16 protein-coding genes and 8 pseudogenes are annotated in these 26,394 nt (G+C 55.9%); 15 read left to right on the top strand and 9 right to left on the bottom strand.

Annotated elements, in window-relative coordinates; genetic code table 11:
• Positions 1 to 39 precede the first annotated feature (39 nt).
• The 7 genes and pseudogenes from cyoE to ACTBDU_RS05865 all read right to left on the bottom strand — a co-directional run bounded on the left by cyoE (position 40) and on the right by ACTBDU_RS05865 (position 7,122).
• Positions 40 to 930 carry a heme o synthase gene (gene cyoE / locus ACTBDU_RS05895; RefSeq protein WP_438805851.1) on the bottom strand — a complete coding sequence of 297 codons (891 nt, stop codon included), beginning with the start codon at positions 928 to 930 and terminating at the stop codon, positions 40 to 42.
• Positions 931 to 945: 15 nt separating this feature from the next.
• Positions 946 to 1,278 (bottom strand): cytochrome o ubiquinol oxidase subunit IV, encoded by a 333-nt coding sequence (locus ACTBDU_RS05890; protein WP_438805850.1) that lies wholly within the window; start codon positions 1,276 to 1,278, stop codon positions 946 to 948.
• A complete protein-coding gene (locus ACTBDU_RS05885; protein ID WP_438805849.1) occupies positions 1,278 to 1,892 on the bottom strand; it encodes a cytochrome o ubiquinol oxidase subunit III in 615 nt (204 codons plus the stop codon). Before ACTBDU_RS05885 ends, ACTBDU_RS05890 begins: the two co-directional genes overlap by 1 nt.
• The gene (cyoB, locus tag ACTBDU_RS05880; protein ID WP_438805848.1) at positions 1,882 to 3,876 is read right to left on the bottom strand and encodes a cytochrome o ubiquinol oxidase subunit I; all 1,995 of its coding nucleotides are present in this window, start codon (positions 3,874 to 3,876) and stop codon (positions 1,882 to 1,884) included. Before cyoB ends, ACTBDU_RS05885 begins: the two co-directional genes overlap by 11 nt.
• Positions 3,877 to 3,881: 5 nt before the next feature.
• Positions 3,882 to 4,817, bottom strand: coding sequence for a cytochrome o ubiquinol oxidase subunit II (gene cyoA, locus ACTBDU_RS05875; RefSeq protein WP_438805847.1), 936 nt, complete (start codon positions 4,815 to 4,817; stop codon positions 3,882 to 3,884).
• A gap of 597 nt (positions 4,818 to 5,414) precedes the next feature.
• A pseudogene (locus ACTBDU_RS05870) lies at positions 5,415 to 6,480 on the bottom strand (MFS transporter); the annotation flags it as partial.
• Positions 6,481 to 6,543: 63 nt separating this feature from the next.
• Entirely contained in the window at positions 6,544 to 7,122 is a 579-nt protein-coding gene (locus ACTBDU_RS05865) for a lipoprotein (RefSeq protein WP_438805867.1), read from the bottom strand.
• A 289-nt stretch (positions 7,123 to 7,411) separates the two neighbouring features.
• On the opposite strand from ACTBDU_RS05865, the gene bolA reads away from it, so the two are divergent.
• From bolA to ACTBDU_RS05820, 9 genes and pseudogenes are all read left to right on the top strand, one after another.
• On the top strand, positions 7,412 to 7,729 hold the full coding sequence (bolA, locus tag ACTBDU_RS05860; RefSeq protein ID WP_438805846.1) for a transcriptional regulator BolA: 318 nt from the start codon (positions 7,412 to 7,414) through the stop codon (positions 7,727 to 7,729).
• Positions 7,730 to 8,045: 316 nt separating this feature from the next.
• Positions 8,046 to 9,350 (top strand): trigger factor, encoded by a 1,305-nt coding sequence (gene tig, locus ACTBDU_RS05855; RefSeq protein ID WP_438805845.1) that lies wholly within the window; start codon positions 8,046 to 8,048, stop codon positions 9,348 to 9,350.
• Between the two features lie 391 nt (positions 9,351 to 9,741).
• On the top strand, positions 9,742 to 10,365 hold the full coding sequence (gene clpP / locus ACTBDU_RS05850; RefSeq protein ID WP_438805844.1) for an ATP-dependent Clp endopeptidase proteolytic subunit ClpP: 624 nt from the start codon (positions 9,742 to 9,744) through the stop codon (positions 10,363 to 10,365).
• Between the two features lie 148 nt (positions 10,366 to 10,513).
• A complete protein-coding gene (clpX, locus tag ACTBDU_RS05845; RefSeq protein WP_438805843.1) occupies positions 10,514 to 11,788 on the top strand; it encodes an ATP-dependent protease ATP-binding subunit ClpX in 1,275 nt (424 codons plus the stop codon).
• A 197-nt stretch (positions 11,789 to 11,985) separates the two neighbouring features.
• Positions 11,986 to 14,346 (top strand): endopeptidase La, encoded by a 2,361-nt coding sequence (gene lon, locus ACTBDU_RS05840; RefSeq protein ID WP_438805842.1) that lies wholly within the window; start codon positions 11,986 to 11,988, stop codon positions 14,344 to 14,346.
• Positions 14,347 to 14,353: 7 nt separating this feature from the next.
• A complete protein-coding gene (hupB, locus tag ACTBDU_RS05835) occupies positions 14,354 to 14,830 on the top strand; it encodes a nucleoid-associated protein HU-beta (RefSeq protein ID WP_438805841.1) in 477 nt (158 codons plus the stop codon).
• Positions 14,831 to 15,064: 234 nt separating this feature from the next.
• Positions 15,065 to 16,945 (top strand): peptidylprolyl isomerase, encoded by a 1,881-nt coding sequence (gene ppiD, locus ACTBDU_RS05830; protein ID WP_438805840.1) that lies wholly within the window; start codon positions 15,065 to 15,067, stop codon positions 16,943 to 16,945.
• A 144-nt stretch (positions 16,946 to 17,089) separates the two neighbouring features.
• Positions 17,090 to 17,692 (top strand): annotated as a pseudogene (locus tag ACTBDU_RS05825) (hypothetical protein); the annotation flags it as partial.
• 32 nt (positions 17,693 to 17,724) lie between these two features.
• Positions 17,725 to 17,799, top strand: coding sequence for a hypothetical protein (locus ACTBDU_RS05820; protein ID WP_438805866.1), 75 nt, complete (start codon positions 17,725 to 17,727; stop codon positions 17,797 to 17,799).
• Positions 17,800 to 18,112: 313 nt separating this feature from the next.
• Here the strand turns inward: ACTBDU_RS05820 and ACTBDU_RS05815 are convergent.
• A pseudogene (locus tag ACTBDU_RS05815) lies at positions 18,113 to 18,676 on the bottom strand (7-cyano-7-deazaguanine synthase).
• Between the two features lie 97 nt (positions 18,677 to 18,773).
• A pseudogene (locus ACTBDU_RS05810) lies at positions 18,774 to 19,812 on the bottom strand (PLP-dependent cysteine synthase family protein).
• A 59-nt stretch (positions 19,813 to 19,871) separates the two neighbouring features.
• On the opposite strand from ACTBDU_RS05810, the gene ACTBDU_RS05805 reads away from it, so the two are divergent.
• From ACTBDU_RS05805 to ACTBDU_RS05780, 6 genes and pseudogenes are all read left to right on the top strand, one after another.
• Positions 19,872 to 20,066, top strand: coding sequence for a hypothetical protein (locus ACTBDU_RS05805; RefSeq protein ID WP_438805839.1), 195 nt, complete (start codon positions 19,872 to 19,874; stop codon positions 20,064 to 20,066).
• Between the two features lie 92 nt (positions 20,067 to 20,158).
• Positions 20,159 to 21,594: pseudogene (locus ACTBDU_RS05800) on the top strand (ABC transporter transmembrane domain-containing protein).
• A gap of 73 nt (positions 21,595 to 21,667) precedes the next feature.
• Positions 21,668 to 23,274: pseudogene (locus tag ACTBDU_RS05795) on the top strand (ABC transporter transmembrane domain-containing protein).
• A 283-nt stretch (positions 23,275 to 23,557) separates the two neighbouring features.
• Complete coding sequence (gene glnK, locus ACTBDU_RS05790; RefSeq protein WP_438805838.1) at positions 23,558 to 23,896, top strand: P-II family nitrogen regulator; 339 nt, start codon at positions 23,558 to 23,560, stop codon at positions 23,894 to 23,896.
• 36 nt (positions 23,897 to 23,932) lie between these two features.
• Positions 23,933 to 25,222, top strand: a pseudogene (amtB, locus tag ACTBDU_RS05785) (ammonium transporter AmtB).
• A 258-nt stretch (positions 25,223 to 25,480) separates the two neighbouring features.
• Positions 25,481 to 26,042 (top strand): annotated as a pseudogene (locus ACTBDU_RS05780) (YbaY family lipoprotein).
• Positions 26,043 to 26,394 lie beyond the last annotated feature (352 nt).

The following is a 26,394-nucleotide window of genomic DNA, read 5'->3' as shown; positions in this document are numbered from 1 at the left end:
CAGGGCCTGCGCCCTGCCGAAACGGACAACCGCCGAGGGTTACCCGAGGTAAGTGAGCAGGCTGGTGGCGGACGGCACCATGAAGTCTACCGACATCATCACGCTCAACGAGGTGATGGCCACGATCGAGAAAATGAATAGCTTGCGCGCCCACACTTTATCGTCATTGGCCAATTTATAGCCTTGCAACGCCATGCCCAGCCACCAAACGCTCACCGAGGCGGCGACGATCAGGTATTTGTAGCCGGCATAACCGCTCAACGTCAGCATCAGCGTGGCCACCATGAACCCGATGATATACAGGGTAATGTGGTGTTTCGTGACCGAAATGCCGCGTTTGACCGGCAAGACCGGAATCGACGCTGCCTGATAGTCCTTGAAGCGGAAAATGGCAATGGCATAGGAATGTGGCATTTGCCACAGACTGAAGATCAGCAGCAGAATCAGCGCGCCGGTGTCGAACCGGTCGCTGACGGCGCAGTAACCGATGACCGGCGGCGCCGCGCCGGACAAACTGCCGATAAGCGTACCGTAGACGGATTTGCGCTTCATATACAGGCTGTACACGCCGACATAGACGATAAAGCCCATCACCGCCAGCCACATGGCCGGCGGATTCGCCGCCAGATACAACAACGCAAAACCGGCAATACCTAGCACCGTAGCGTAAACCAGACTGACTTTCGGAGAAATTAATCCTTTCACCAGGACCCTGTTTTTAGTCCTTTCCATTTTCCGGTCGATATCGCGATCGATATAGTTGTTAAACACACAACCCGAGGCTACCACCAGCGACACACCGACCAGCGTGACGAGAAACAGGGCATAATCAATCTGGCCCTTTGCGGCCAGCAAGAAGCCCCCGATGACAGAAATTAGATTACCGAAAATAATTCCTGGTTTTGTTACTTGCAGGTATTGCTTAATCATTACCGTTGCGCTCTGTTAGTGGCCCATTAAGTTGTGATTGAGGTACCACATAATCCACAAGGAGCCGACCACCAGGATGGCGATGATCATCGCCGCAAACACAAAGGCTATCAGATTCCACTGCTGCTCGGACGACGTACTGAGGTGCAGGAAGTACACCAGATGAACCACAATCTGCACAACTGCGCAAATTACCAGCACCGCGATCAGCGTGCTTTCGCTGGCGGAGACCTGCATCACCATGGCAAACGGAATCACCGTCAGGATGATGGAGAGAATAAAACCAATCAAATAAGACTTATGGCTGTCGTGGCTGGTGCCAGTATACCCTGCGGATGCATGACTCATTAAAGTGCCCCCATTAAATACACCACGGTAAAGACGCAAATCCACACCACGTCCAGGAAGTGCCAGAACAGGCTCAGGCACTGCAAACGAGTTTGGTTAACCGGGGTCAGACCGCGACGGGAGACCTGAACCATCATCATTAGAATCCAGATAAGGCCGGAGGTGACGTGCAAACCATGGGTACCCACCAGCGTGAAGAAGCCGGACAGGAAGGCGCTGCGATCCGGCCCGTAGCCTTCGGCAATCAAATGATGGAACTCGTAAAGTTCCATGCAGATAAAGCCGAGGCCGAACAGGAAAGTCAGGCCTAGCCAGACCTTGACCCGGCTCTTGTCACCGCGGTACATGGCCAGGATTGCCATGCCGTAGGTGATACTACTGAACAGCAGGAAGAAGGTTTCGACCAGCACAAACGGCAGCTCGAAAATGTCCTTGCCCGTCGGTCCGCCCGCCACGCTATTGCTCAGCACGGCATAGGTGGCGAACAGGGTGGCGAACAGAATACAGTCGCTCATCAGGTAGATCCAGAAGCCGAATACTTTGGTGGCTCCCGTATCGTGGTGCCCATGCTCGGCATGGGCGGCTTCGTGATTGGATAGGATCTTAGTTGACATTCTTCTCGCCCGCTTCACTGATTTGGGCAAAATGCCGGTTCTCGATACGTTCGACTTCCGCTACCGGCACATAATAATCCACGTCTTCATTGAAGCTGTGAACTATCCAGGTCACGATCATGCCGGCAAACCCGACGATCGCCAGCCACCAGATATGCCAGATCAGAGCAAAGCCGAACACCAGGCTAAAGGCGGCAATAATTACGCCGGCGCCGGTATTTTTCGGCATATGAATCGGTTCATACGCCAGCGGTTTCTGATAGGCGGACCCTTCTTTCTTCATTTCCCAGAACACATCGCGTTGATTGTTCACTTCCGGCACGATGGCAAAGTTATAGAACGGCGGGGGAGAGGAGGTCGCCCATTCCAGGGTGCGGCCGCCCCACGGATCGCCGGTCTGGTCGCGGTTTTGTTCCCGATCGCGCACGCTGACCACAATCTGGATGACCTGGCACAGGATACCCAGCGCGATAAGCGCAGCGCCGTCAGCGGCCACCATCAACAGCGGATGGAAAACGGGGTCGATCTGCTGGCTCAGACGCCGGGTCATCCCCATGAAGCCCAGCGCATACAGCGGCATAAAGGCGACGTAGAAACCAATAATCCAGAACCAGAAAGCGCGCTTTCCCCAGGTTTCGTTCAGGGTATAGCCGAACGCTTTCGGGAACCAGTAGGTCATACCGGCGAAGCAGCCGAACACCACGCCGCCGATAATGACGTTATGGAAGTGGGCGATCAGAAACAGACTGTTATGTAACACGAAGTCAGCGCCGGGTACCGCCAGCAGCACGCCGGTCATCCCACCGATGGAGAAGGTAATGATGAAGCCCACGGTCCACAGCATCGCGGAGTTAAGCACCACCCGGCCCTGATAAATGGTGAACAGCCAATTAAAAATCTTCACCCCGGTCGGGATGGCGATGATCATCGTCATGATGCCGAAGAAGGCGTTGACGTTGGCGCCGGATCCCATGGTAAAGAAGTGATGCAGCCAGACGCAGAACGACAGCACGGTAATGGCGATGGTTGCCCACACCAGCGAGGTATAGCCAAACAGGCGCTTTTTCGAGAAGGTGGCGACCACCTCCGAGAATACGCCGAATACCGGCAGCACCAGGATGTACACTTCCGGATGGCCCCATGCCCAGAACAAATTGACGTACATCATCATATTGCCACCCATGTCATTGGTGAAGAAATGGGTGCCCAGATAGCGATCCAGGGTTAGCAGTACGATGGTCACGGTCAAAATTGGGAACGCGGCGATGATAAGCACGTTGGTGCACAGCGCGGCCCAGGTAAAGACCGGCATTTTCATCATCGGCATGCCGGGCGCGCGCATCCGCAAAATGGTGGCGAAGAAGTTCACGCCGGTCAGGGTGGTCCCGATACCGGCTATCTGGATACTCCAGATCCAGTAATCGACCCCGACGCCGGGACTGTACTCCTTACCCGCCAGCGGCGGATAGGCAACCCAACCGGTTTGGGCGAATTCACCCACGCCGAGGGCGATGTTTATCAGGATAACGCCGACGACGAAGAACCAGAAACTCACGGAGTTCAGGAAAGGGAAAGCAACGTCGCGGGCGCCGATTTGCAGCGGCACCGCCAGGTTCATTAGGCCGACCACGAATGGCGTCGCCATGAAGATGATCATGATAACGCCGTGGGCGGTTACCACCTGGTCATAGTGATGCGGCGGCAGAAAGCCCGCTTCGTTCGCCGAAACCAGCGCCTGCTGCGAGCGCATCATGATGGCGTCGGCAAAGCCGCGTAGCAGCATCACGAACGCCACGATCATGTACATGATGCCGATTTTCTTATGGTCTACCGAGGTGAACCACTCATCCCAAAGGTATTGCCACTTACCAAAATAGGTAATGGCGGCCACCAGCCCCAGACCAATCACAATGATGGTGGCGACGGTTATCATAATGATCGGCTCATGGTACGGAACCGAATCAAGCGTTAATTTTCCGAACATCGTTATTATTCCTCGGTACTCGCGTGAAAGTATTCACCCATGTTCATGTCCATCTCTTTGTCCTGGGTAGTGGCAATACTCGTCCCCTTGCCCATGAATTTGCCGATCACATCCTGGTACAGACTGGGTTTAACGCTGGAGAAGTACTCGACCGGATGATACTCGCTCGGCGCCGCCAGCTGCTCGTAAGCCTCCATGGTACCAAGCGTTTCCGGTGATGCCTTGACCTTCTGAACCCACTGGTCGAAACCGGCTTTACCCGGCGTGGCGACGGCGGTGAATTTCATACCGGAAAAGCCCCGGCCGCTGAAGTTCGCTGAAATGCCTTTATAGTTGCCCGGCTCGTTGGCAATGAGATGCAGGGTGGCATTCATACCGGCCATGGCATAAATCTGGCCGCCCAACTGGGGAATAAAGAAGGAGTTCATGACCGAATTGGAGGTAATCTCGAACTTCACCGGTACGTTGGCCGGGAAAGCGATTTCGTTTACCGTTGCGATGCCTTGCTCCGGGTAAATGAACAGCCATTTCCAGTCCATGGCGATAACTTGGATGGTGACAGCTTTGGCGTCTGAGACAATGGGTTTGCTCGGATCCAGCGCATGGGTCGATTTCCAGGTCAGGGTGGCCAGGAAAATGATGATAAGGATGGGTACCGCCCACACCACCAGTTCCACCTTACTGGAGTGGGACCAGTTGGGGCTGTACGTTGCCTTGGTATTAGATGCGCGATATTTAATGGCAAAGACGAATGCCATGACGACAGCGGGTATCACGACGATCGACATCAGCCCGAGGGCGGTCAGTATTAATGAACGTTGCTCCAGTCCAATCTGTCCCTTGGGATTCATTAACACCATGTCGCTGCAGCCGCTAACTAACGCGGCGACGCTAAACAGCGACGACATCCCTAAATATTTATTGTATTTCCTGAGTCTCATCTAACGACCTCAATAAAAGGTGCTCTAATGTCGTTTCTTATGTGGGGGCATTTTACGGGAAGGTTGCAGTACTGTAAACACGCTTAAGCTTATGTCAGAAACATGTTTCTGCATTCTGCCAGGCGTGTCACACCTGTTGGGAATGATGACAAAATATTAATCGCGACAAAGGCTTAGAGAATTAACCTTCAGAATACCCAGATTCCGTTAACGGAAAGAATAACAGCGTGTAATCTGTGTCATCGAGTTAACAAATCAATGTCATTCTTTGACAAAGAAACTACAAATACGTAAATAGGCACCCTGTAAAATAGTAGAGGCGATAAACTGTCACTCCTGTGACATAAATAAAAAATGACCTTAAGCCGAAACAGTAATAAGTCGGAATGCGCCCGCCGCCGCGAAATTTTATTCGGCGCCGCACTGACCTGGGTCATCAATGACACGTCACCGTGCTTCGGCTAGCGGGATCATTTCATGGCGCGATAATCGAGTACGCACCCTATGAGTATACTCACCGTGAGCAGAAGAGCACCTATTTCCCAACATAAATTCATGATTGTGCCGTTTGCCTGCCACCATGCCCGCGGCCTTGGGCAGCACCAGCCTCAGCGCGCCGGCCGCCAGCAGCCGCTGCGCCAGGCGATAACCGGCGTTGAAATGGCCACGGCGCAGGAATTCGCCGGTTTGCTGGGTGAGGGTTAGCGTAGTGCGGCACAGCATGAGCAGGCCCAGACCCGGGAAAGATATCGCCACGGAGAAGAAATAAAACCAGGCCCAGCCGTGCAATTAGACAAACCAGCCGGCGAGGGGCCGACATAAACCCGGCCAACGGCGGCCAGCGCCGACAGCAGCGCGAATTGGGTAGCGGAATAGGATTTATTACACAGCATCATCAGCCAGCGCGACGAAAGCCGCGGTACCCATGCCGCCGCACAGGTTCTCGACGAAGACCGCCGCGGCCATAGACCACAGATGCTTATCGGTCACCGCCAGCGCCCAATAGCCGGCGTTGGATACTGCCTGCAAGAGCCCGAACAGCAACAGGGCGCGAAACAGCGACAACCACTGCATCAGCAATCCGCCCGCCAGCGTGCCGACCAGGGTCGCCAGCAGCCCCAGGCTTTTGTTGATCATCCCGACCTGACCGGCATCGAAGCCGACGCCGCGAACGCGAATAAGGAAAGTGGTGTACTCAGACTGAGTGCGAAGGCATCGCCGAGCTTGTAAAGCACAATCAGCATCAAGACGAGCCAGGCGTTATCGCGGCCGAAGAAATCGCGCAGCGGCGCCATCATCGCCAGCTCCAGACTGGCCGGCTTGGGTATCGCCTGGTCCGGCTCCGGCGCCAGCAGGGTGCTGACAAGGCCCAGCAGCATGAGGGCGGCCATCAGCCAATAGGTGGCCTGCCAGCCGCGCCGGCGGTCCATCAGCGGCGGACTGTAGCGATCCATTACCGGCGACCACAGAAACTTGAAGACGTACGCCTGCCCGACCAGCGAGAAGAAGCCGATGGTTTTAAGATCCAGCCGGGCCACACCGTCCATCCAGGCCTGCAATGTTCCGGAGGTGAGCGCCAGCGGTAAGCCCCGGAGGCAAAGCCGAGGCACAGCAGAATGACGGAACGGCGCTGGGTCAGGGTAGCAAGACGAAGGGAGGTCATGGTCATAAACGGCTTTCGGGTTAACCTATCCGGCACCGCGGGCAGGCGGGTGAACGGGGAAGCTTAGCGCGCGTTTTGTTTGATGAAACTGTTGACGCTGCTGTCGTTCGCCATGTCGTTGATCACGCCTGCTAGCACGCTGTCCACGGCGCAGGTGATCTTGTCATTGGTCGCGCGGAAGGCGCCCTGCACATTGTACAGCGACTGGTAGTTCTTCACTTGCTTGCTGCCGTTTTTCGCCTGGGCGATGATAGAGATATCCGCTCGCGTGGTGATGTTATAGCGCACATTGCCTCCGGTAACATCGGCGTAAAGTTTATTGACCACGATCTGCAAATCCACGGCGCCGTTCGGACCAATCATGTAACCGCGGGCGGTCATCTGTTTTTCCAGCACTTCCTGTAGCAGGTAACGCAGATCGCGCGACGGCGTCAGGGTCACCAGCTTGCCGTCGCGGTTAACCTTGGTTAACGCCTGATCCGGCCGCTGGTCGGCGCCGTTAACGCTGACAGTAACGCCCACCAGCGACGGATCCTGCTGCGGCAACTGGATCTTGGGTGAAATATCCAGCGTATTGGTGCTGGCGGCGCAGCCAGAGAGCAACAGTATTGCCACAAACGGCATCAGGTATTTTTTCAGCATATAAGCTTTCTCATTCATCAGGATAGGGAAGGTGAAAATGGCCTCATCATAGCATCGCCAACGGAAGGAAAAAGCCCCAAATCGCACTAATTTATGTTACCGAACATTTTGCCGCGTCACGCGTGCCAAACGCCGTCCGGCCCTGAGCCATACCGTGCCATGGCCCCGTGCAGGACGACTTGAGGCGTCGAGCGCGAAATTTGTCGCTTAAAAGCTAGGCGTTAAATAATATTCAGCTAAAATTTTAACTGACGGAGCAAAGCGCTCTGCCTGGCGTTGAGGAGAAAAGATGATGATGCGCGAGCAAATAGAAACAAAAATCAGGGCAGAGTTTACTCCGCTGTATTTGGAGGTCGTGGACGAAAGCTATCGGCATAACGTCCCGGCGGGCTCTGAGAGTCATTTTAAAGTGATATTGGTCAGCGATCAGTTTAACGGCGAGCGTATCCTTAGCCGCCACCGCGCAATATACGGCGTTCTGGCGGATGAACTGGCGGGGCCTGTCCATGCGCTGGCGCTGCACACCTACACCGTAAAAGAGTGGGAGGGGCTGCAAGATACGGTACCGGCGTCACCCCCTTGCCGGGGCGCCGGCCTGACTGCTTAAGCCGTAAACGGCCAAAGGTCAACGCACCGGAAGGGCGGGGAGATGGCCCGCCTGCCGTTTCTCTTGACCACGTTTCCGCCCCGCAGCGCGCAATTTGCGGGTCGTCCTCGACTCATAAACCCTATCCCGCTATAATGCCGCGTCTTATATTTCCGGAAGGTATTCGGGATGCTCCTGACGACAACTGGCAACAGGTTTTGATTCCTCAGACCACCCGGATAAAGAAGCCATTTTCACGTCAGTGGACCTGGATGACCACTTCTTTGAAAACGGCTTCTGGCGTTGATCGAGCACTGTGATTTTTTGAGGTAACGAGATGCAAGTTTCTGTTAAGACCACTGAAGGCCTGGGGCGCCGCGTAAACATTACCGTTGCCGCCGATACGATTGAGGAAGCGGTGAAAAGCGAATTGGTGAACGTCGCCAAAAGAGTCCGCATTGACGGTTTTCGCAAAGGGAAAGTTCCCATGAATATCGTTGCGCAGCGCTATGGCGTCTCCGTCCGTCAGGACGTGCTGGGCGACCTGATGCAGCGTAACTTTGTCGACGCCATTATCCAGGAAAAAATCAATCCGGTAGGCGCGCCGAATTATGTCCCGGGCGAATACAAGACCGGTGAAAATTTCAGCTATGCGGTGGAATTTGAAGTGTACCCGGAAATTAAACTGACGGGTCTGGACACCATCGAAGTCGAGAAACCGCATGTCGAAGTGAAAGACACCGACGTCGATACCATGCTGGATACGCTGCAAAAACAGCAGGCCGACTGGAAGGAAACCACGGATGCCGCCGGTGCGGAAGACCGCGTCACCGTCGACTTCACGGGTACCATTGACGGCGAAGCGGTTGACGGCGGCAAAGCCACCGACTTCGTACTGGCCCTGGGCCAGGGCCGTATGATCCCCGAGTTTGAAGAGGGCGTCATCGGTCATAAAGCCGGCGAAAGCTTCGACATCAGCGTCACCTTCCCGGAAGACTACCACGCGGAAAATCTGAAAGGAAAGGCCGCCAAGTTCGCCGTTAAGCTGAAAAAAGTCGAGCACCGCGAATTGCCTGAGTTGGATAAAGCTTTCATCAAACGTTTCGGCGTTGCTGACGGTTCCCTTGAGGGGCTGCGCGCTGAAGTGCGTAAAAACATGGAGCGCGAGCTGAAAAACGCCGTGCGCAACCGCGTGAAAACGCAGGTTATCGACGGTCTGCTTAACGCGAACGACATCTATGTTCCCGCGGCGCTGGTCGACGGTGAAATTGACGTGCTGAAACGTCAGGCGGCACAGCGTTTTGGCGGCAACGAGAAACAGGCGCTGGAATTACCGCGCGAGCTGTTTGAAGAGCAGGCGAAGCGCCGCGTCAAGGTCGGTCTGCTGCTGGGCGAAGTCATCCGCAAACATGAACTGAAAGCGGATGAAGCCCGCGTCACCTCGCTGATTGAAGAAATGGCGTCCGCCTATGAAGATCCGAAAGAAGTCATCGAGTTCTACGGCAAAAATAAAGAGCTGATGGACAACATGCGTAACGTAGCGCTGGAAGAACAAGCGGTTGAAGCGCTGCTCGCCAGCGCCCGCGTGACAGAAAAAGAAACCGGCTTCAATGAGTTGATGAAGCAGCCGAGCGCGGCGTAAGCGCCATCGTCATCGGACCGCGCGCGGTCTTAGGCTAAGCCGTCATCCTTAAAGTCTGTCACCCTGCGGTGGCAGGCTTTTTGTTTAAATAAGCTTTTCATACTATTGACAGTGATAAATAGCGCTATATTTAACAGGTAAGCAGTGTTAAAAAGAAGGTGCGCCGCAAAAATACCCGGCAATGTCCGGCGCTGAAATAGTACAGCTGCGGCCTTGAAAAAAGCGCCACAATCCCCCAATTAGAGGGAAAAGGAAGAGAAAGCCACGCAGAGCGGATGCGGGCCGAAAACCGTTCAGCGTACCGGCGACTTCTTAGGACATGGAGATGACGCCGCACCTCACGTAAAATCGGAAACTCAGGCGCTGAAAGCTTTATTTCTAGGAGACAATAATGTCATACAGTGGCGAACAAGATAACTTTGCACCTCATATGGCTCTGGTGCCGATGGTGGTGGAACAGACTTCACGCGGAGAGCGTTCATACGATATCTTTTCGCGCCTGCTGAAAGAACGGATTATCTTCATGACCGGTCAGGTCGAAGATCACATGGCGAATCTGATTGTGGCGCAGATGATGTTTTTGGAAGCGGAAAATCCGGAAAAAGACATCTACCTGTACATCAACTCGCCGGGCGGGGTGATCACCGCCGGGATGTCGATTTATGACACTATGCAATTCATCAAGCCTGATGTCAGCACCTTCTGTATGGGGCAAGCCGCCTCCATGGGCGCATTTTTGCTGGCCGCCGGCGCCAAAGGCAAGCGTTTTTGCCTGCCCAATTCGCGGGTGATGATCCATCAGCCGCTAGGCGGTTTTCAGGGTCAGGCTACCGATATCGAAATTCACGCCCGTGAAATCCTGAAGGTCAAGGCGCGGATGAATGAATTGATGGCAAAACATACGGGGCAGCCTCTTGAAGTAATAGAGCGGGATACCGAACGCGATCGTTTCCTCTCCGCCTCTGAGGCGGTAGACTATGGATTAGTGGATTCCGTATTAATCCAGCGCACGTAATTGCTTAATGGCGGAATCCGATAGGCTATAGTTAATGTAGTGCATCGTGCGGAAGCATCAGCGCTTCCGGCGACCAGTTTTGAGTTCAGCCGTCGCGTTGTCGCCCTGATTGGCCCGCGGGACAAAGACGAAAGAAAGAGGTTTACTGATGACAGATAAGCGCAAAGACGGTTCAGGAAAGCTGCTGTATTGCTCTTTCTGCGGTAAAAGCCAGCATGAGGTACGGAAACTGATCGCCGGGCCGTCGGTGTATATCTGCGATGAATGTGTCGATTTATGCAACGATATTATCCGCGAAGAAATAAAGGAAGTCGCCCCGCATCGTGAACGCAGCGCGCTACCGACGCCCCATGAAATCCGGCACCACCTGGACGATTATGTCATCGGTCAGGAAAAGGCCAAGAAAGTGCTCGCGGTGGCGGTTTACAACCACTATAAGCGCCTGCGCAATGGCGACACCAATAACGGCATCGAACTCGGTAAAAGCAACATTTTGCTGATTGGACCTACCGGCAGCGGTAAGACCCTGCTGGCGGAAACGCTGGCCCGCTTCCTGGATGTGCCTTTCACCATGGCCGACGCCACCACCCTGACAGAAGCCGGGTATGTGGGTGAGGACGTGGAGAACATCATCCAGAAGCTGCTGCAGAAGTGCGATTACGATGTGCAAAAGGTCCAGCTCGGCATTGTGTACATCGACGAGATTGACAAAATCTCCCGCAAGTCGGACAACCCCTCCATCACTCGCGACGTATCCGGCGAAGGGGTACAGCAGGCGCTGTTGAAACTGATAGAAGGGACCGTGGCTGCGGTTCCGCCCCAGGGCGGGCGCAAACATCCCCAGCAGGAATTCCTCCAGGTGGACACCTCGAAGATCCTGTTTATCTGCGGCGGCGCCTTTGCGGGTCTGGATAAAGTGATTGAACAGCGCACCGAAACTAACCGCGGTATTGGCTTTAGCGCCACTGTCAAAGGCAGCTCGGAGAAAGTGACCGAGAGCGAACTGCTGGCGCAGGTGGAGCCGGAAGACCTGATTAAATTCGGCCTTATCCCCGAATTTATCGGCCGGTTGCCCGTCGTCGCGACCCTGAATGAATTAAGCGAAGAAGCGCTTATTCAAATCCTGCGCGCGCCGAAAAACGCGCTGACCAAGCAGTATCAGGCGTTGTTCAACCTCGAAGGCGTAGAGCTGGAATTCCGTGACGAAGCCCTTACCGCCATCGCCAAAAAAGCCATGGCGCGCAAAACCGGCGCCCGCGGCCTGCGCTCCATCGTGGAGGGCGCGCTGCTGGAAACCATGTACGAACTGCCTTCCCAGGACAGCGTGGAAAAAGTGGTGATCGACGAAGCGGTCATCGCCGGCCAGTCGGAGCCGTTGCTCATCTACGGCAAGCACGAAGCGCAGCAGGCCTCCGGCGAGTAACGGGGGTGTGGGGCGGTGTGCGCGCCGAGTGACAGCGCCCAGGCGGGGGATTTTATCCCCCGTTTTGTCATCACCGGCTGCCGTTGAATGTAAGCGATTCGGCCCCATATACTCAGATACTTAATTGTTGAAACGGGCAAAAGCCGAGTTTTGCGCATCCCACAAACCTGGCGGAAGCTAAACTAAGAGAGAGCTCTATGAATGCTGAGCGTTCCGAACGCATAGAAATTCCCGTATTGCCTCTGCGCGATGTAGTGGTCTATCCGCACATGGTCATCCCGCTGTTTGTCGGCCGGGAAAAATCGGTTCGGTGTCTTGAAGCAGCCATGGACAGTGGTAAAAAAATCATGTTGGTGGCTCAAAAAGAAGCGTCAACCGACGAGCCGGGCATCAATGATCTTTTTTCCGTCGGGACGGTATCGTCCATTCTGCAGATGCTGAAACTGCCGGACGGCACGGTAAAAGTGCTGGTAGAGGGGTTGACCCGCGCCCGTATCAAAGAACTGTCGGACAGCGGCGATCATTTCAGCGCCGAAGCGGACTATTTCGACGCACCCGAGCTGGATGAGCGCGAGCAGGAAGTGCTGGTGCGGACCGCCATCAATCAGTTTGAAGGCTATATCAAACTGAACAAAAAAATCCCTCCTGAAGTACTTACCTCGTTAAACAGTATCAATGATGCCGCCCGTCTGGCCGATACCATCGCCGCCCATATGCCCCTGAAGCTGGCCGACAAGCAGTCGGTGCTAGAAATGGCCGATGTGACCGAGCGGCTCGAATACCTGATGGCGATGATGGAATCGGAAATCGATCTGTTGCAGGTGGAGAAACGTATCCGCAATCGCGTTAAAAAACAGATGGAAAAGAGCCAGCGCGAGTACTATCTGAATGAACAGATGAAGGCGATTCAGAAAGAGCTGGGCGAGATGGATGACGCGCCGGATGAAAACGAAGCGCTGAAGCGCAAGATAGAGGCGGCCAAAATGCCGCAGGAAGCCCGGGAAAAGACCGAGGAGGAGCTGCAGAAATTGAAGATGATGTCGCCGATGTCGGCCGAGGCGACCGTGGTGCGAGGCTATATCGACTGGATGCTGTCGGTACCCTGGTACGCGCGCAGTAAAGTGAAAAAAGACCTGGTCAAAGCGCAGGAGACTCTAGATAAAGATCATTACGGGCTTGAACGCGTCAAAGACCGCATTTTGGAATACCTGGCGGTACAAAGCCGGGTCAGTAAAATCAAAGGGCCGATCCTGTGTCTGGTGGGACCGCCGGGGGTAGGTAAAACCTCGCTCGGTCAGTCCATCGCCAAGGCGACCGGGCGTCAGTACGTGCGTATGGCGCTGGGCGGGGTACGCGATGAAGCGGAAATCCGCGGGCATCGTCGGACCTATATCGGCTCGATGCCGGGTAAGTTGATACAGAAAATGTCCAAGGTCGGGGTGAAAAACCCGCTGTTCCTGCTCGACGAAATCGACAAGATGTTTTCGGATATGCGCGGCGATCCGGCTTCAGCCTTGCTGGAGGTGCTGGATCCGGAACAGAACGTGGCGTTCAACGACCATTACCTGGAAGTGGATTATGATCTCTCCGATGTGATGTTTGTCGCTACCTCGAACTCAATGAATATCCCGGCGCCGCTACTTGATCGTATGGAAGTGATTCGTCTGTCGGGCTACACCGAAGACGAAAAGCTCAACATCGCCCGTCAGCATCTGCTGCCCAAGCAGCTTGAGCGCAACGCGCTGAAAAAAGGCGAACTGACGGTGGAAGACAGTGCGCTGGTGGGGATTATCCGCTATTACACCCGCGAAGCCGGGGTGCGTAGCTTGGAGCGCGAGATCTCCAAACTGTGCCGCAAGGCGGTGAAGACCCTGCTGATGGACAAGAGCACAAAACATATCACCATCAGCGCCGATAACCTGAAGAATTTCCTTGGCGTTCAGCGCTTCGATTACGGCCGCGCGGAAGGCGAGAACCGTATCGGTCAGGTCACCGGTCTGGCGTGGACCGAAGTCGGCGGCGACTTGCTGACCATCGAAACCGCGTGCGTGCCCGGCAAGGGCAAATTGACCTATACCGGTTCGCTGGGTGAGGTGATGCAGGAATCCATTCAGGCGGCGTTGACCGTGGTGCGTGCGCGGGCGGACAAGCTGGGTATCAATCCCGATTTCTATGAAAAGCGGGACATTCATGTCCACGTGCCCGAAGGCGCCACGCCCAAGGACGGTCCCAGCGCCGGTATCGCGATGTGTACCGCGTTGGTGTCCTGCCTGACCGGCAATCCGGTCAAAGCCAACGTGGCGATGACCGGTGAAATAACACTGCGCGGTCAGGTACTGCCCATCGGCGGGCTGAAGGAGAAACTGCTGGCGGCGCACCGCGGCGGTATAAAAACCGTTCTGATTCCGTTTGAGAACAAGCGCGACCTGGAAGATATGCCGCCCAACGTGATAAACGATCTGGACATTCATCCGGCACAGCGTATCGACGAAGTCCTGAATCTGGCGCTACAGAATGCGTTTTTCGGCATCGAAGTGGCGCCCGAAACTGTAAAATAAGGGGTTTATGCAAAATAAACCAGTAAAAAGGAGCTGGCAGGCCATTTCGGACTTGCCAGCCTTTTTTTGTACCGTTAAGTTAGTGAGCTGTTGGGTCGGGGCAGCGAGCAGGTTCAGTCTGTTCCGACATACTGGGTTTGATATAACAGCTGCGCTGTCGCGTTTAAGGAAAAATCCGCCGCGACATGAGAATTCAAGAGGGGATGAAAAAGTGAATAAGTCACAACTAATCGACAAAATTGCCGCAGGTGCTGATATTTCCAAAGCGGCTGCCGGACGTGCGCTCGATGCTATCATCGGTTCGGTTACCGAGTCGCTGCAGCAGGGAGATGACGTTGCGCTGGTCGGGTTTGGCACTTTCACCGTGCGCGCGCGTCCCGCCCGCACCGGACGTAATCCGCAAACCGGTAAAGAAATTACCATCGCCGCCGCCAAGGTACCGGGCTTCCGTGCCGGTAAGGGGCTGAAAGACGCGGTGAACTGATGGCTTTCCCGTTCTCGCCTGTGTCGACTAATACCTGACGCAGTCAAACGGGTAGGGTAGAATAGAAGGCGCATCATCAAAATGCGCTTTTTTTCTGAATTGCCTGACAAGGCAGGGTTGGCGTTGTTAGATAACTAGCGTTAACGCGCAGCGGCTCCCAAGAGCTGCGGCAGGCGGGTAGACCGTTTACCAGCGCAGAGGTTTCATTCATTTACAGCGGGGTGTTGTCACACCATGATGGACAATTTACGCGCGGCCGCTAATCACGTCGTGCTCAAAATTATTCTGGGGCTTATTGCCGTTTCATTCGTGCTGACTGGGGTAGGCAACTATCTGATCGGCGGCGATGGCGACTACGCCGCCAAGGTGAACGGTCAGCAGATAAGCCGTGCGCAACTGGAGCAAGCGGTGCAGAACGAACGTAACCGCCAGCAGGAATCCATGGGTGAACAGTTCTCCCAGTTGGCGGCCAATGAAGGCTATATGCACCAGATGCGCCAGCAGGTGCTCTCGCAGTTGATAGATGAAACGCTTCTGGATCAGTACGCTGATAAGCTGGGACTGGCTATCAGCGACGATCAAATCAAACAGGCTATTTTTGCCATCCCGGCCTTCCGCACCGAGGATAAATTCGATAATGCCAAATTCCGCTCCCTTATCGGCAACATGGGGCTGTCACCGGATCAATATGCCGCGCTGATGCGCAAACAGTTACTTACCCAGCAGCTGATTGAAGGTATAGGCGGCACCGGTTTCCTGCTGCCGGCAGAAACCTACCGGCTGCTGGCGGTGGCGGTACAAACCCGCGAAGCGCGTCTGGCAACGTTTGCTATCGCGCCGCTGACAGAGAAGCAAACCGCGAGTGACGATGAAATTCAGGCGAGCTATAACGCGCACAAGAACCAGTACCTGTCTCCGGAAGCCTTTAAGGTAAGCTATATCCCGATGGACGCTGAAGCGATGCAGGCGAAAACCACCGTTGACGAGCAGGAGATTCAGGCCTGGTACGATCAGCATCACGACCAGTTCACCGTTCCCGGGCGTAAACGTTACAGTATCATTCAAAGCAAAAACGAAAACGATGCCAACGACTGGCTGAAACAACTGCAGCAGGGCGCCGATTTCGCCGCCTTGGCCAAAGCTCATTCCACTGATGTCGTCTCGGCGAAAAACGGCGGCGATATTGGTTGGATGAGCGACAGCGATACCCTCGACGAGCTCAATCAGGCCGACCTGAGCCAAAAAAAGCAGCTATCGGGAGTGATCAAATCGTCGGTAGGCTTCCTTATCATTCGTCTGGACGATATGCAGCAGGCGCAGGTCAGTCCGCTGAGCGCGGTCCACGACGAAGTGGCGGCGAAAGTGAAGCAGGAAAAAGCCATTGATGCCTATTATGCGCTGCAGCAAAAAGTGAGCGATGCGGCCAGCAACGATAACGAGACGCTGGCGTCGGCGGAAACCGCCACCGGCATCAAGGCCCGGCAAACCGACTGGTTTAGTCACGATGACGTGCCCGCGGCGCTCGACTACGACGCGGTGAAACAGGTGCTGTTCCGGAGGTCGCTTTTGGGTAGCAACGGGGCGCCGGGCAGCAACTCGGACGTTATCACGGTGGACGGCAACCGCGCTTTTGTCATCCGTATTGCGGATCACCGTCCCGAACGCGTGCAGCCGCTTGAGGATGTGCGTGCGCGGGTGGAACAGGAAGTCAAACGCCCGAAAGCGCTGGAACAGGCGCGCGTCAATGCTGAAAAGGCGCTGGTCGCCCTGAAGCAGGACAAAGGCACGGAGACGCTGCAGGCGGCCGGCCTAAGCTTTAGCGCGCCGCAGCAATTCGACTCCGCCAATCAGGGCGATCCCCTGGCGCAGACCGTCTTCACGCTGGTGCCGCCGCCCCATGGCAAGAGCAGTTACGGCATGGCCAGCAATGCTCAGGGCGATATCGTACTCATAGCGCTGGACAGTGTGACGCCGCGGACGCTGGACGAGCAGCAGCGCAAACAGTTTGTGGATCAGTTGAATCAGGGGATGACCGGCGTCGCCTTTGATGCGCTGCTGGCGAACCTGCGCGCGGAGGCGAAAATTAAAATGGGCGCGGCGGCGCAGATGCAATAATGGGGCGTTGAGCGCACTTCCACCGTTAATTCTGTAACACCAACAGGCCGCAAAAGCGGCCTGTTGCGGTTTTCGCCGCGGGCGATAGCGGTGAACCAGACACCAAGGCATGCTCTGCCGGGAAAAGACTATGGAGAAAAGAGCATGCGACAACCCATTTCGACAAGAATGTTACTCACCCTCATCGCCGTCCTGTCCCTGCAATGCGCCGGGCCGGTGCGAGCCACCCTGGCTGGGGCTGACGAAGCGGCGTCGACCACCGCCACTGGCGAAGCGGCGATGGCACCCGCTACCGCTGATAAAGCTACCCAGACCGATCCCCCCCCCGTTACGTTTGAGGCGGCGGTGCAGCAGGAGGGGGCACACGCGCCGATGGACTACCAGACCACGGACACGACCACCCCGGACATCAAGCAGGAAAAACCCGTGCGTTCCACCGCCAGCGTTACGGCGCGCCCTATCCTGTCAGGGAGTAAAAGGCCTCCAGGCGGTAAGCGAGAGAGAAAAGCGCCAGGAGGTGCAGCCAGACAACGCGCCGGCGACACGGGGTCGCAGGACACACCGGAGAGTGCGGGGCCGTCAGAAACGCCGCGGGTGCCGGAACCTGTAGAGGAAGTTGCGTCGGCGGCGGGCGGCACGGAGGAGGAGGAAGAAGAGGATAAAATCAGCATCAACACCGCGTCGCTGGACGATCTGGTGGACGGGTTGAAAGGGATCGGGCCTAAAAAGGGCCAGGCGATTATTGACTACCGTGACCAGAGCATGGGCCGTTTGAGCATATTGAAGATCTGGAGAAGGTCAAAGGCATCGGCCCGGCGGCGATGGCACGGCTCGAAGATTGTCTAAAGTTGTAGACGCTGCGGGCGTGGACCGTAAGCGCAACGTGCTTTGGGTCCACGAAAGGCATTTTCGCCGCTATCTGCGGCGTGGGGTGGGGTGGCGGTATCATCCTAATGCGGCTGGGGTGCCTATAATGCTTTCAGCCCACTTGGCTGCGGTTTGTAGCGCTGGAATTGTCGCCCTTGGCGCCGCCTCATTACGATTTAGAGCTGCGATATTGCCGTTGGGGCCATCAGACTGCCGCTGCCGTTTATGGCGAGGCTGCTGCGCTTAACGCAGTCCGGTTTTGGCTTTCAGCAAGGCCACGACCGCCTCGGGCTGCGCACGCTACAACGCCAGCCCACGCGCGCACTGGCCGCCGCCGTCGCCTTTGGTGCCGTTGTAGCAGGTAAGCGTATCGTGGCGGACCCAATCGATACTGGTGGTAATAATCCGCCAGCGCCCAGGTTTCAGCTTTGTCCAGCCACATCAGCGGCGTAACGAAGCTCAGTTCGCGCGCTATCTGGAGATTGACTGCGGCATTCAACGCTTTGATAAAGTCATCGCGGCAATTGGGATAACCGGAAAAATCTGTCTCGCAAGCGCCGGTAATGACTGCGCTTGCCTTGACCTGATAGGCGTAAATAACGGCCAGGGTCAAGAACAGGATATTTCGGCCGGGGACAAAGGTGCTGGGCAGACCGCCAGCGCATTAAGCAGTCCCGCATTGATCACTTTATGCGCGCGGGCGCCTAATTGCATCGCCAGTTTACGGGCGACGTCGATCTCCGCCTGATGGCGTTGGCCATAGTCAAAGGTGACGCAATGGACTTCGTCATACTGACTTAACGCCTGAATAAAGCAGGTTGTTGAGTTCTGTCCGCCGCTAAACACCACCACCGCTCGTTTCATCTGTTTCATTCACTCTGTAGGGCAAAGGATATGGGGTACTGTCTCTGCCAGCGGATGAACAGTAGCGGGCGGCGAAGAATCCGACGACGGCGTGACGTTACAGATTTTCCAGCGCTGTCTGCCAGGGACGAATGTCGCCGATATGTTCCTTTACCCATGCCGGCTAGTAGTAGGTGTCGCTATAGCATTCGCCGCCGGCGCACAAAAGCCTGACAATGGCTCCCGCTTCGCCAGCGGCACGCATCTATTTGGCCAATTGCAGCGCACCCCACATATTGATACCGGTAGAACCGCTGAGGCGGTGGCCGAGCAGCGACTCCAGCCATCCGAGCGTGGCAATGCTGGCGCCATCAGGGACGGTCATCATCTCATCTATCACGCCGGGAATAAACGACGGCTCCCCCCGCGGCCGGCCGATGCCCTCGATACGGCTGGGCCGATTATGGGTCAGGTCAGGATCCGCCCTGGCGGAATAACGCATGAAATACCGAATTCTTCGGGTCGACGACCATCAGGCGAGTAGGGTGGCCTTGATAGCGAAGATAGCGTCCAAGCGTCGCGAAGGTGCCGCCGGTGCCGGCGCTCATCACTACCCAGGAGGCCTGTGGAAAGGGTTCGCGTGCCATCTGGCGCCAAATGCTTTCGGCGATATTGTTATTCCCTCGCCAGTCGGTTGCCCGCTCGGCATAGGTGAATTGATCCATATAGTGGCCGTTTTGCTCGCGCGCCAGCCGTTTCGCCTCGTCATAAATCAATCCGCCGTGGCTGACGAAATGGCAGCGGCCACCGTGGTGCTCGATTTGTTCAATTTTTCGCCGTGCGGTGCATTCCGGCACCACGGCGATAAAAGGCAACCCCAGCAGGCGGGCGAAGTATGCCTCGGAAACGGCGGTACTACCGGATGACGCTTCGATAACGGGTCTGTCCTGTCGGATCCAGCTGTTGCACAGTCCGTAGAGAAACAAAGAACGGGCGAGTTGGTGTTTCAAACTGCCGGAAGGATAAGTACTTTCATCCTTCAGATAGAAAATAATATAGGGAAAGGCCGGCAACGTAAGCCGGATTAAATGGGTATCCGCCGAGCGCTGAAAGTCACACGCTATCTCGTTTACCGCCTGTGTTGCCCATGACGACATGCTTGTAGTCATTAATAATGAGTCTAAACATAGCTTAACCGGAACGGCGGGAAAAGAGTTTGCTTTTTCTCACGTTATTACCGCTTTTAGTAAAAAATATTCCTCTTAAATATTTATTTAATGGTTTTGTTTTTCTTTTAAATGGTCATTCCATGGGTATTTTACCTTTTTATCGATCGGTGATATCTGCTGCGACTTTATTAACCGGTGACGCTGTCGCACCCGGCGCCGGTGATGTCTTTGGCGGGGCCTGAAGCCAACATTAGTTTCTTAATCACGGTATAATACGGCAATAATGTTGCCCGGCGCGTCGCTACTGCCTTTTATATTTTTGGAATAACGCCTCGTGAGATTATTTGCACAATTAGGATGGTTCTTTCGCTGCGAGTGGCGGCACTACCTGGGTGCTGTGACGCTGCTGATAATTATCGCGCTGTTACAATTAGTGCCGCCGCGGCTGATGGGTATTATCATCGATAGGGTCGTGGCGGGCCAGGCCACGGGGCGTCATCTGGCGCTGTGGCTGGGGATAATGGCCGCGACGGCCGTGCTGGTTTATGGACTGCGTTATGTCTGGCGTATTTTGTTATTTGGCGCCGCTTATAGGCTGGCGGCGGAGCTGCGCGATCGGCTATATCATCTGCTCAGCCGGCAATTGCCGGGCTTTTATCTACGCCACCGCCCCGGCGATCTGATGGCGCGCGCCACAAATGATGTCGACCGCGTGGTGTTCGCCGCCGGCGAAGGCGTGCTGACGCTGGTCGATTCACTGGTGATGGGGTGTTCGGTTTTGCTGGTGATGAGTCTGCAAATCAGCTGGCAATTGACCGTACTGGCCCTCCTCCCGATGCCGGTAATGGCCGTGCTTATCAAGCGGGACGGACAGCGCCTGCATTAGCGTTTTCGCGTGGCGCAGGCGGCGTTCTCCTCGCTGAATAATCAGGCACAGGAAAATCTGGCCAGCATCCGCATGATTAAGGCTTTCGGCCTGGAATAGCATCAGTCAGCGCGTTTCGCCGCCGTCGCCTTGGAGGACGGCGACAAAAATATGCATGTGGCCCGGGTGTACGCCCGCTTCGACCCGACTATCTATCTGGCGGTGGCGCTATCCAATTTACTGGCGGGCGGCGGCAGCAGCTGGCTGGTGATGCGCGGCGCTATGACGCTCGGTCAATTGACCAGCTTTATCATGTATCTCGGCTTGATGATCTGGCCGATGCTCGCCCTGGCCTGGATGTTTAACATTGTCGAGCGCGGTAGCGCAGCCTATAGCCGTATTCGCCAGCCGCTGGAGGAAAGACCCAAGGTGGTGGATGGCACCTTATCCCTTCCTTGTTGGACTGGGAGCACTGAGCGTGGCGATGGACGCGTTTCGTTATCCGCACGCCCGGGATCCTGCGCTACAGGGTATCCATCTGACGCTGGCTCCCGGGCAGATGCTGGGCGTGTGCGGACCTACCGGCGCCGGCAAAAGCACGCTCCTGGCGCTAATCCTGCGGCAGTTTGACGTAGCCGAAGGGGAGGGATACGCTTTCACGATCTGCCCTTGACCGCGCTGGCGCTCACCGTACGGTTATCATCACCGCCCACTGGCTGTCGGTGTTGCAGGGTGCGAGTGAGATCCTGGTATTAAGACAAGGCCGCATCGGCCACCGCGGCGATCATCAAGCGCTACTGCAACAGCCTGGCTAGTACCGGGATATGTACCGCCATCAGCAGCTGGAAGCCGCGCTCGAACAGGAACCCCACCCCAAGGAGACGAACGATGCGCAACTGAACTAGCCTCTGGCCCACCTTTAAGCGGCTGCTTGCCTATGGCCGCCCGTACCGCCGGCCCTTAACGCTGGCGGTCATGATGCTATGGCTGGCGGCGGCGGAGGTTGCCGGGCCGATAGTGATAAGCTATTTCATCGATCATATTCTGCCGGAGAAAAGGTTGCCGTTTGAAATGGTGGCCGGCCTGGTGACGATTTTTCTTACGCTACAGGTACTGTCGGCCGCGTTGCGCCAACCGTTAAGCGTGTCCGACAGACAGCCTGTAGGGCAGCTTATTTCCAGGGTCACAAACGATACTGAAGTGGTGAAAGATCTGTACGTCACGGTGGTCGCTTCGGTGCTGCGCAGCGTGACGTTAATCGGCGCCACGCTGGTAGCGCTGTTTTTGTTGGACTGGCGGCTGGCGTGTATCTCGCTGATTTTGTACCCGGTGGTCATTGTGGTGATGTGGCTGTATCAGCATTACAGCACGCCGATTGTCTGGCGTTTGCGGTCCTATGTCGCCGATATCAATGAGGGTTTCAACGAGGCCATCAACGGTATGGGCGTCATTCAGGAGTTCCGTAAACAGCAGCGTTTCGGCGCCAAGCTTCAGCGGGCGAGTTATGCCTACTTTCAAACCCGTATGGCGACGCTGCGGCTGGAGGGCTACCTGTTGCGCCCGATGTTCAGCCTGCTATTCGCATTTATTTTGTGCGGCATGCTGCTGTTCGGGCTTAGCCCGCGTGGAGCAATCAGCGTGGGGGTACTTTACGCCTTTATCAACTATCTTAGACGGTTGAATGAGCCGCTTATTGAGTTGACAGCCCATCAGTCCATCATGCAGCAAGCGGTGGTGGCAGGTGAGCGAATCTTTGAATTAATGGATGGTTCCGCACAGCACTATGGCCCGGATGATCGTCTCCTCGACGATGGTGCCATTGCGTTGCGCGACCTCGAGTTTGCCTATGATCGCGGAGCGCCGATGCTGCGTCGCATTTCGTTGACGGCGCCGGCGAGAAGCTTTATTGCCCTGGTAGGGCATACCAGCTACCCTGGGTAGCCTGATAATGGGGTACTACCCGGTAAGCGAAGAAACGCTGTTGTTGGACGGCGGACCGATTGAAACGCTCAGCCACCGGGTATTGCGCCAGGGAGTGGCAATGCTACAGCAGGATGATCCGGTCGTGATGGCCGACACGGTGTATGCCAACGTGACTCTTGGAGGGGGCTCGATGAGCATCAGGTCTGGCGCGCGCTCGAACAGGTGCAACTGGCAACATTAGTGCGTGCCTTACCAGGGGGGCTCTGTATGCTGAACTGGGTGAGCAGGGCGATACGATGTCGGTCGGGCAAAAAGCGACTGCTGGCCTTGGCGCGGGAGCTGGTGTCTACGCCGGCGTACGACGCTTTTGGTCATCGCCCACCGGCTGGCTGTCCACGGTTGTCAAGGCGGACCAAATCCTGGTCCTGCATCGGGGGAAAGCGCTGGAACGCGGTACCCATGCCGCGTTGCTACAGTCGCGGGGCCGCTATTATCAAATGTATCAGCTGCAGCAGGCGCGGGGGGCAGGCGCTGCACGCCGACGAGCCTCAGGTGTTCCGGCTGAATATGCTTTGGCGCGCCGCGTCGCCGTCTACGCCCTTTCTTACGCCGCTACCGCCTGCTTTCTTGGCAGGCGGGCGATAGATGGCCTCCACCCTTAACCTTCCTGTCGTCTGGAGCCCATACCCGATACGCACTCTGAATAAGCATGAATGTGCCATTTTTGTGATACACGCACCCTTTTTTAGCATTGAACACCCGTTTGGTGCATTCCCGCTGCGTTGAACGTTGCCTTTCACTCCGGCGCACTGTCCTGCAACGGGCAGGTGCCAAAGGCATAGCCTGCTAACGGTAAATTTCTATGTCAAAACATTTGTGGCACATGCTTTGCTCTACTTGGGCGTAGTGGTCGCGAGTTGGGACTTAATTTTCGTGGGATTACATATGAAGCTGGTAACCGTGGTAATTAAGCCATTTAAATTGGAAGATGTGCGTGAAGCGCTCTCCTCTCTGGGTATTCAGGGGCTGGCGGTCACTGAAATGAAAGGATTTGGACGTCAGAAAGGCCATGCTGAGCTTTATCGCGGTGCTGAGTACAGCGTGAATTTCCTGCCGAAAGTGAAAATTGACATCGCTATTGCCGAGGATCAGCTTGATGAAGTGACTGATGTCATCAGCAAAGCTGCTTACACCGGCAAGATAGGCGCCGGCAAAATTTTTGTTGCTGAGCTTCAGCGGGTTATTCGCATTCGTACCGGCGAAACCGACGAAGCGGCACTTTAACGTTATGCGCTATTTGTAGAAAGGGATGAATAAAAAATGAAGAAACTTGTCTCACTCACCACGCTTGGCGCTGCGGCCCTTTTGCCGTCCTGGGCCATGGCTGCGGCACCCGCGGCCGATAAGGCCGATAACGCCTTTATGATGATAAACACCGCGCTGGTGCTGTTTATGAACCTGCCGGGGATTGCGCTTTTTTACGGCGGCCTGCTGCGCGGGAAAAACGTGTTGTCGATGCTGGACGCAGGTGGCGGTCAGCTTCGCCCTGGTCTGCGTGCTGTGGATGATTTATGGTTACTCGTTAACGTTCGGCACCGGTAACGCCTTCTTCGGCGATTTCAGCATGATTATGCTGAAAAGTATCGGCGTGACCGCGCTAACCGGCAGTTTCTATCAGCTGATCCATGTGGCGTTTCAGTGCTCCTTTGCCTGTATTACCTTTGGCCTGATCGACGGCGCGCTGGCGGAACATATCCGCTTCTCGGCGGTGTTGATTTTCGTGGTGGTATGGTTGACGTTCTCCTATCTACCGATGGCGCATGCATATAGTGTGGGCGGGCGGCTTTTTGGCATCGCTTGGGGCGTTGGACTTCGCCGGCGGGACGGTGGTGCACATCAATGCCGCCAGTGCCGGTCTCTGGTGGGCGCTTACCTGCTTGGCAAACGCGCCGGCTTTGGTAAAGAAGTTTTCAAACCGCATAATTTGCCGATGGTCTTTACCGGCACCGCAATCCTTTATATCGGCTGGTTCGGTTTCAACGCCGGCTCCGCCAGCGCCGCCAATGAAATTGCCGGGCTGGCGTTTATCAACACCGTCATGGCGACCGCCAGCGCTATCCTCTCCTGGGTGTTCGTCGAGTGGATGCTGCGCGGCAAACCTTCTTTACTGGGCGGCGTGCTCCGGTTGCATTGCCGGGCTGGTCGCCATTACCCCAGCTGCCGGTACCGTCGGCGGCGCACTGGTCATTGGTCTGGTCGGTGGTGTAGCGGGACTGCGGGGTGTCGTCACATTGAAGAAATGGCTGAAGGTGGACGACGTTTGCGATGTGTTTGGCGTACACGGTGTCTGCGGCATCGTCGGCGGTCTCCTGACCCGGGGTATTCTCCTCCGCCTCTCTGGGCGGCACTGGTTATGCTGAAGGCGTCACAATGGGACATTAGGTCTGGGTACAGCTTATAAGCGTAGTGGTGTGTCTGATCTGGTCTGGCGTGGTCGCGTTTATCGGCTTTAAAATCGCCGATATGATGGTAGGCCTGCGTGTTTCTGAAGAGCAAGAGCGCGAAGGTCTGGACGTGAACAGCCACGGCGGAAACGCCTACAACCCTTAATCGGGCGGTGACCAGTTCGCGAGCCGGTCGTTCTGGTCACCCCTGGCGGGAGCCTTTGTGCTCCCACTTTTTTATGGCCGCCGTTTACTTCGCTAAGTGGGGCTGGCGCGAGAAAATCCTCCTTAACCCGGCGAGGGGAAAATTCCGGGATCTTGTGCCATGATTAAAGGATTGGGTGGTGCGAACCACCATCGCATTCGTTACCACATTACTCACGGTGGTGAAGGTCCGGCAAATAATAATAAGAAGAAGCGAAAGATGAAACTCTGGCAAATTGTTGCGGGTATCGCCTTGGGCGCTACGCTTGCAGGATGCGCGGATAAAAGCGCCAATATTCCCATCCCCGCGTTTAAAGCGCCGGGAACCGCCCAACAGGGCGCGATTAGCCATCCGGCGGTTTAGCGGTACAGTTTATATCCACGAACGTATTGCGCTGCCGCCTGGCGCGGCGCTGACGGTAACGCTATCCAATGCCACTATCCCCGATACCCCCTGTCCAAGGTTATCGCACAACGCGCCGTGCGTACCGAGGGTAAGCGGGCACCGTTCAGCTTTGTGTTGCCGTTTAACCCCTCGGATATCCAGACCAACGCCCGTATTCTGCTGAGTGCCGCCATTACCGTCGATGGGCGTGTGGTGATGATTACCGAACAGGCCAAAATGGCGGTCACGCAAGGCGGCACGCGTCACGACCTGACAATGATACCGGTACAGTTGGTTGCCTTACCAACGTAAACCAAGCCGGTGACCACGGTTTCATTAACGTGCCGACGCAGGTTAACCCCCTCTAATTAGTGTTCCGGCGCCAACGTCCTTCTGATAGCCAGCGGCGCTTGTAGACATCATGGCCGTCGCCAGCGGCGACCGTCCAATAACTAAGCCCGTTTCACTCATGGCCACGTGTCCACGGTGGCCACACTTTCACCGTGTCAATAGGTCAGTAGCGGCCGCGCGCGGGGCCAGCAGGAAACGGCGTCGATTGCCCACTAAAACCGTTTGGTCCGCACGCCGACAGGCGCGATTAATCGCCGTCTTCCGGTCGTCAACGGTAGCGGTCGAGATCAAATCGGCCGCTATCCTGTAGCAATAGTCCTTCCCCTTGCGGCACGCGAAGCTGCCGGTAAAAATCCCCCCCCCCCCCCGCTTAACAAGATGGCGCCATGACGATTAAC

Source organism: Sodalis sp. (in: enterobacteria) (assembly GCF_051710625.1).
GTDB lineage: Bacteria > Pseudomonadota > Gammaproteobacteria > Enterobacterales > Enterobacteriaceae > JBPESN01.
This window is presented reverse-complemented; position numbering and strand designations above follow the sequence as displayed.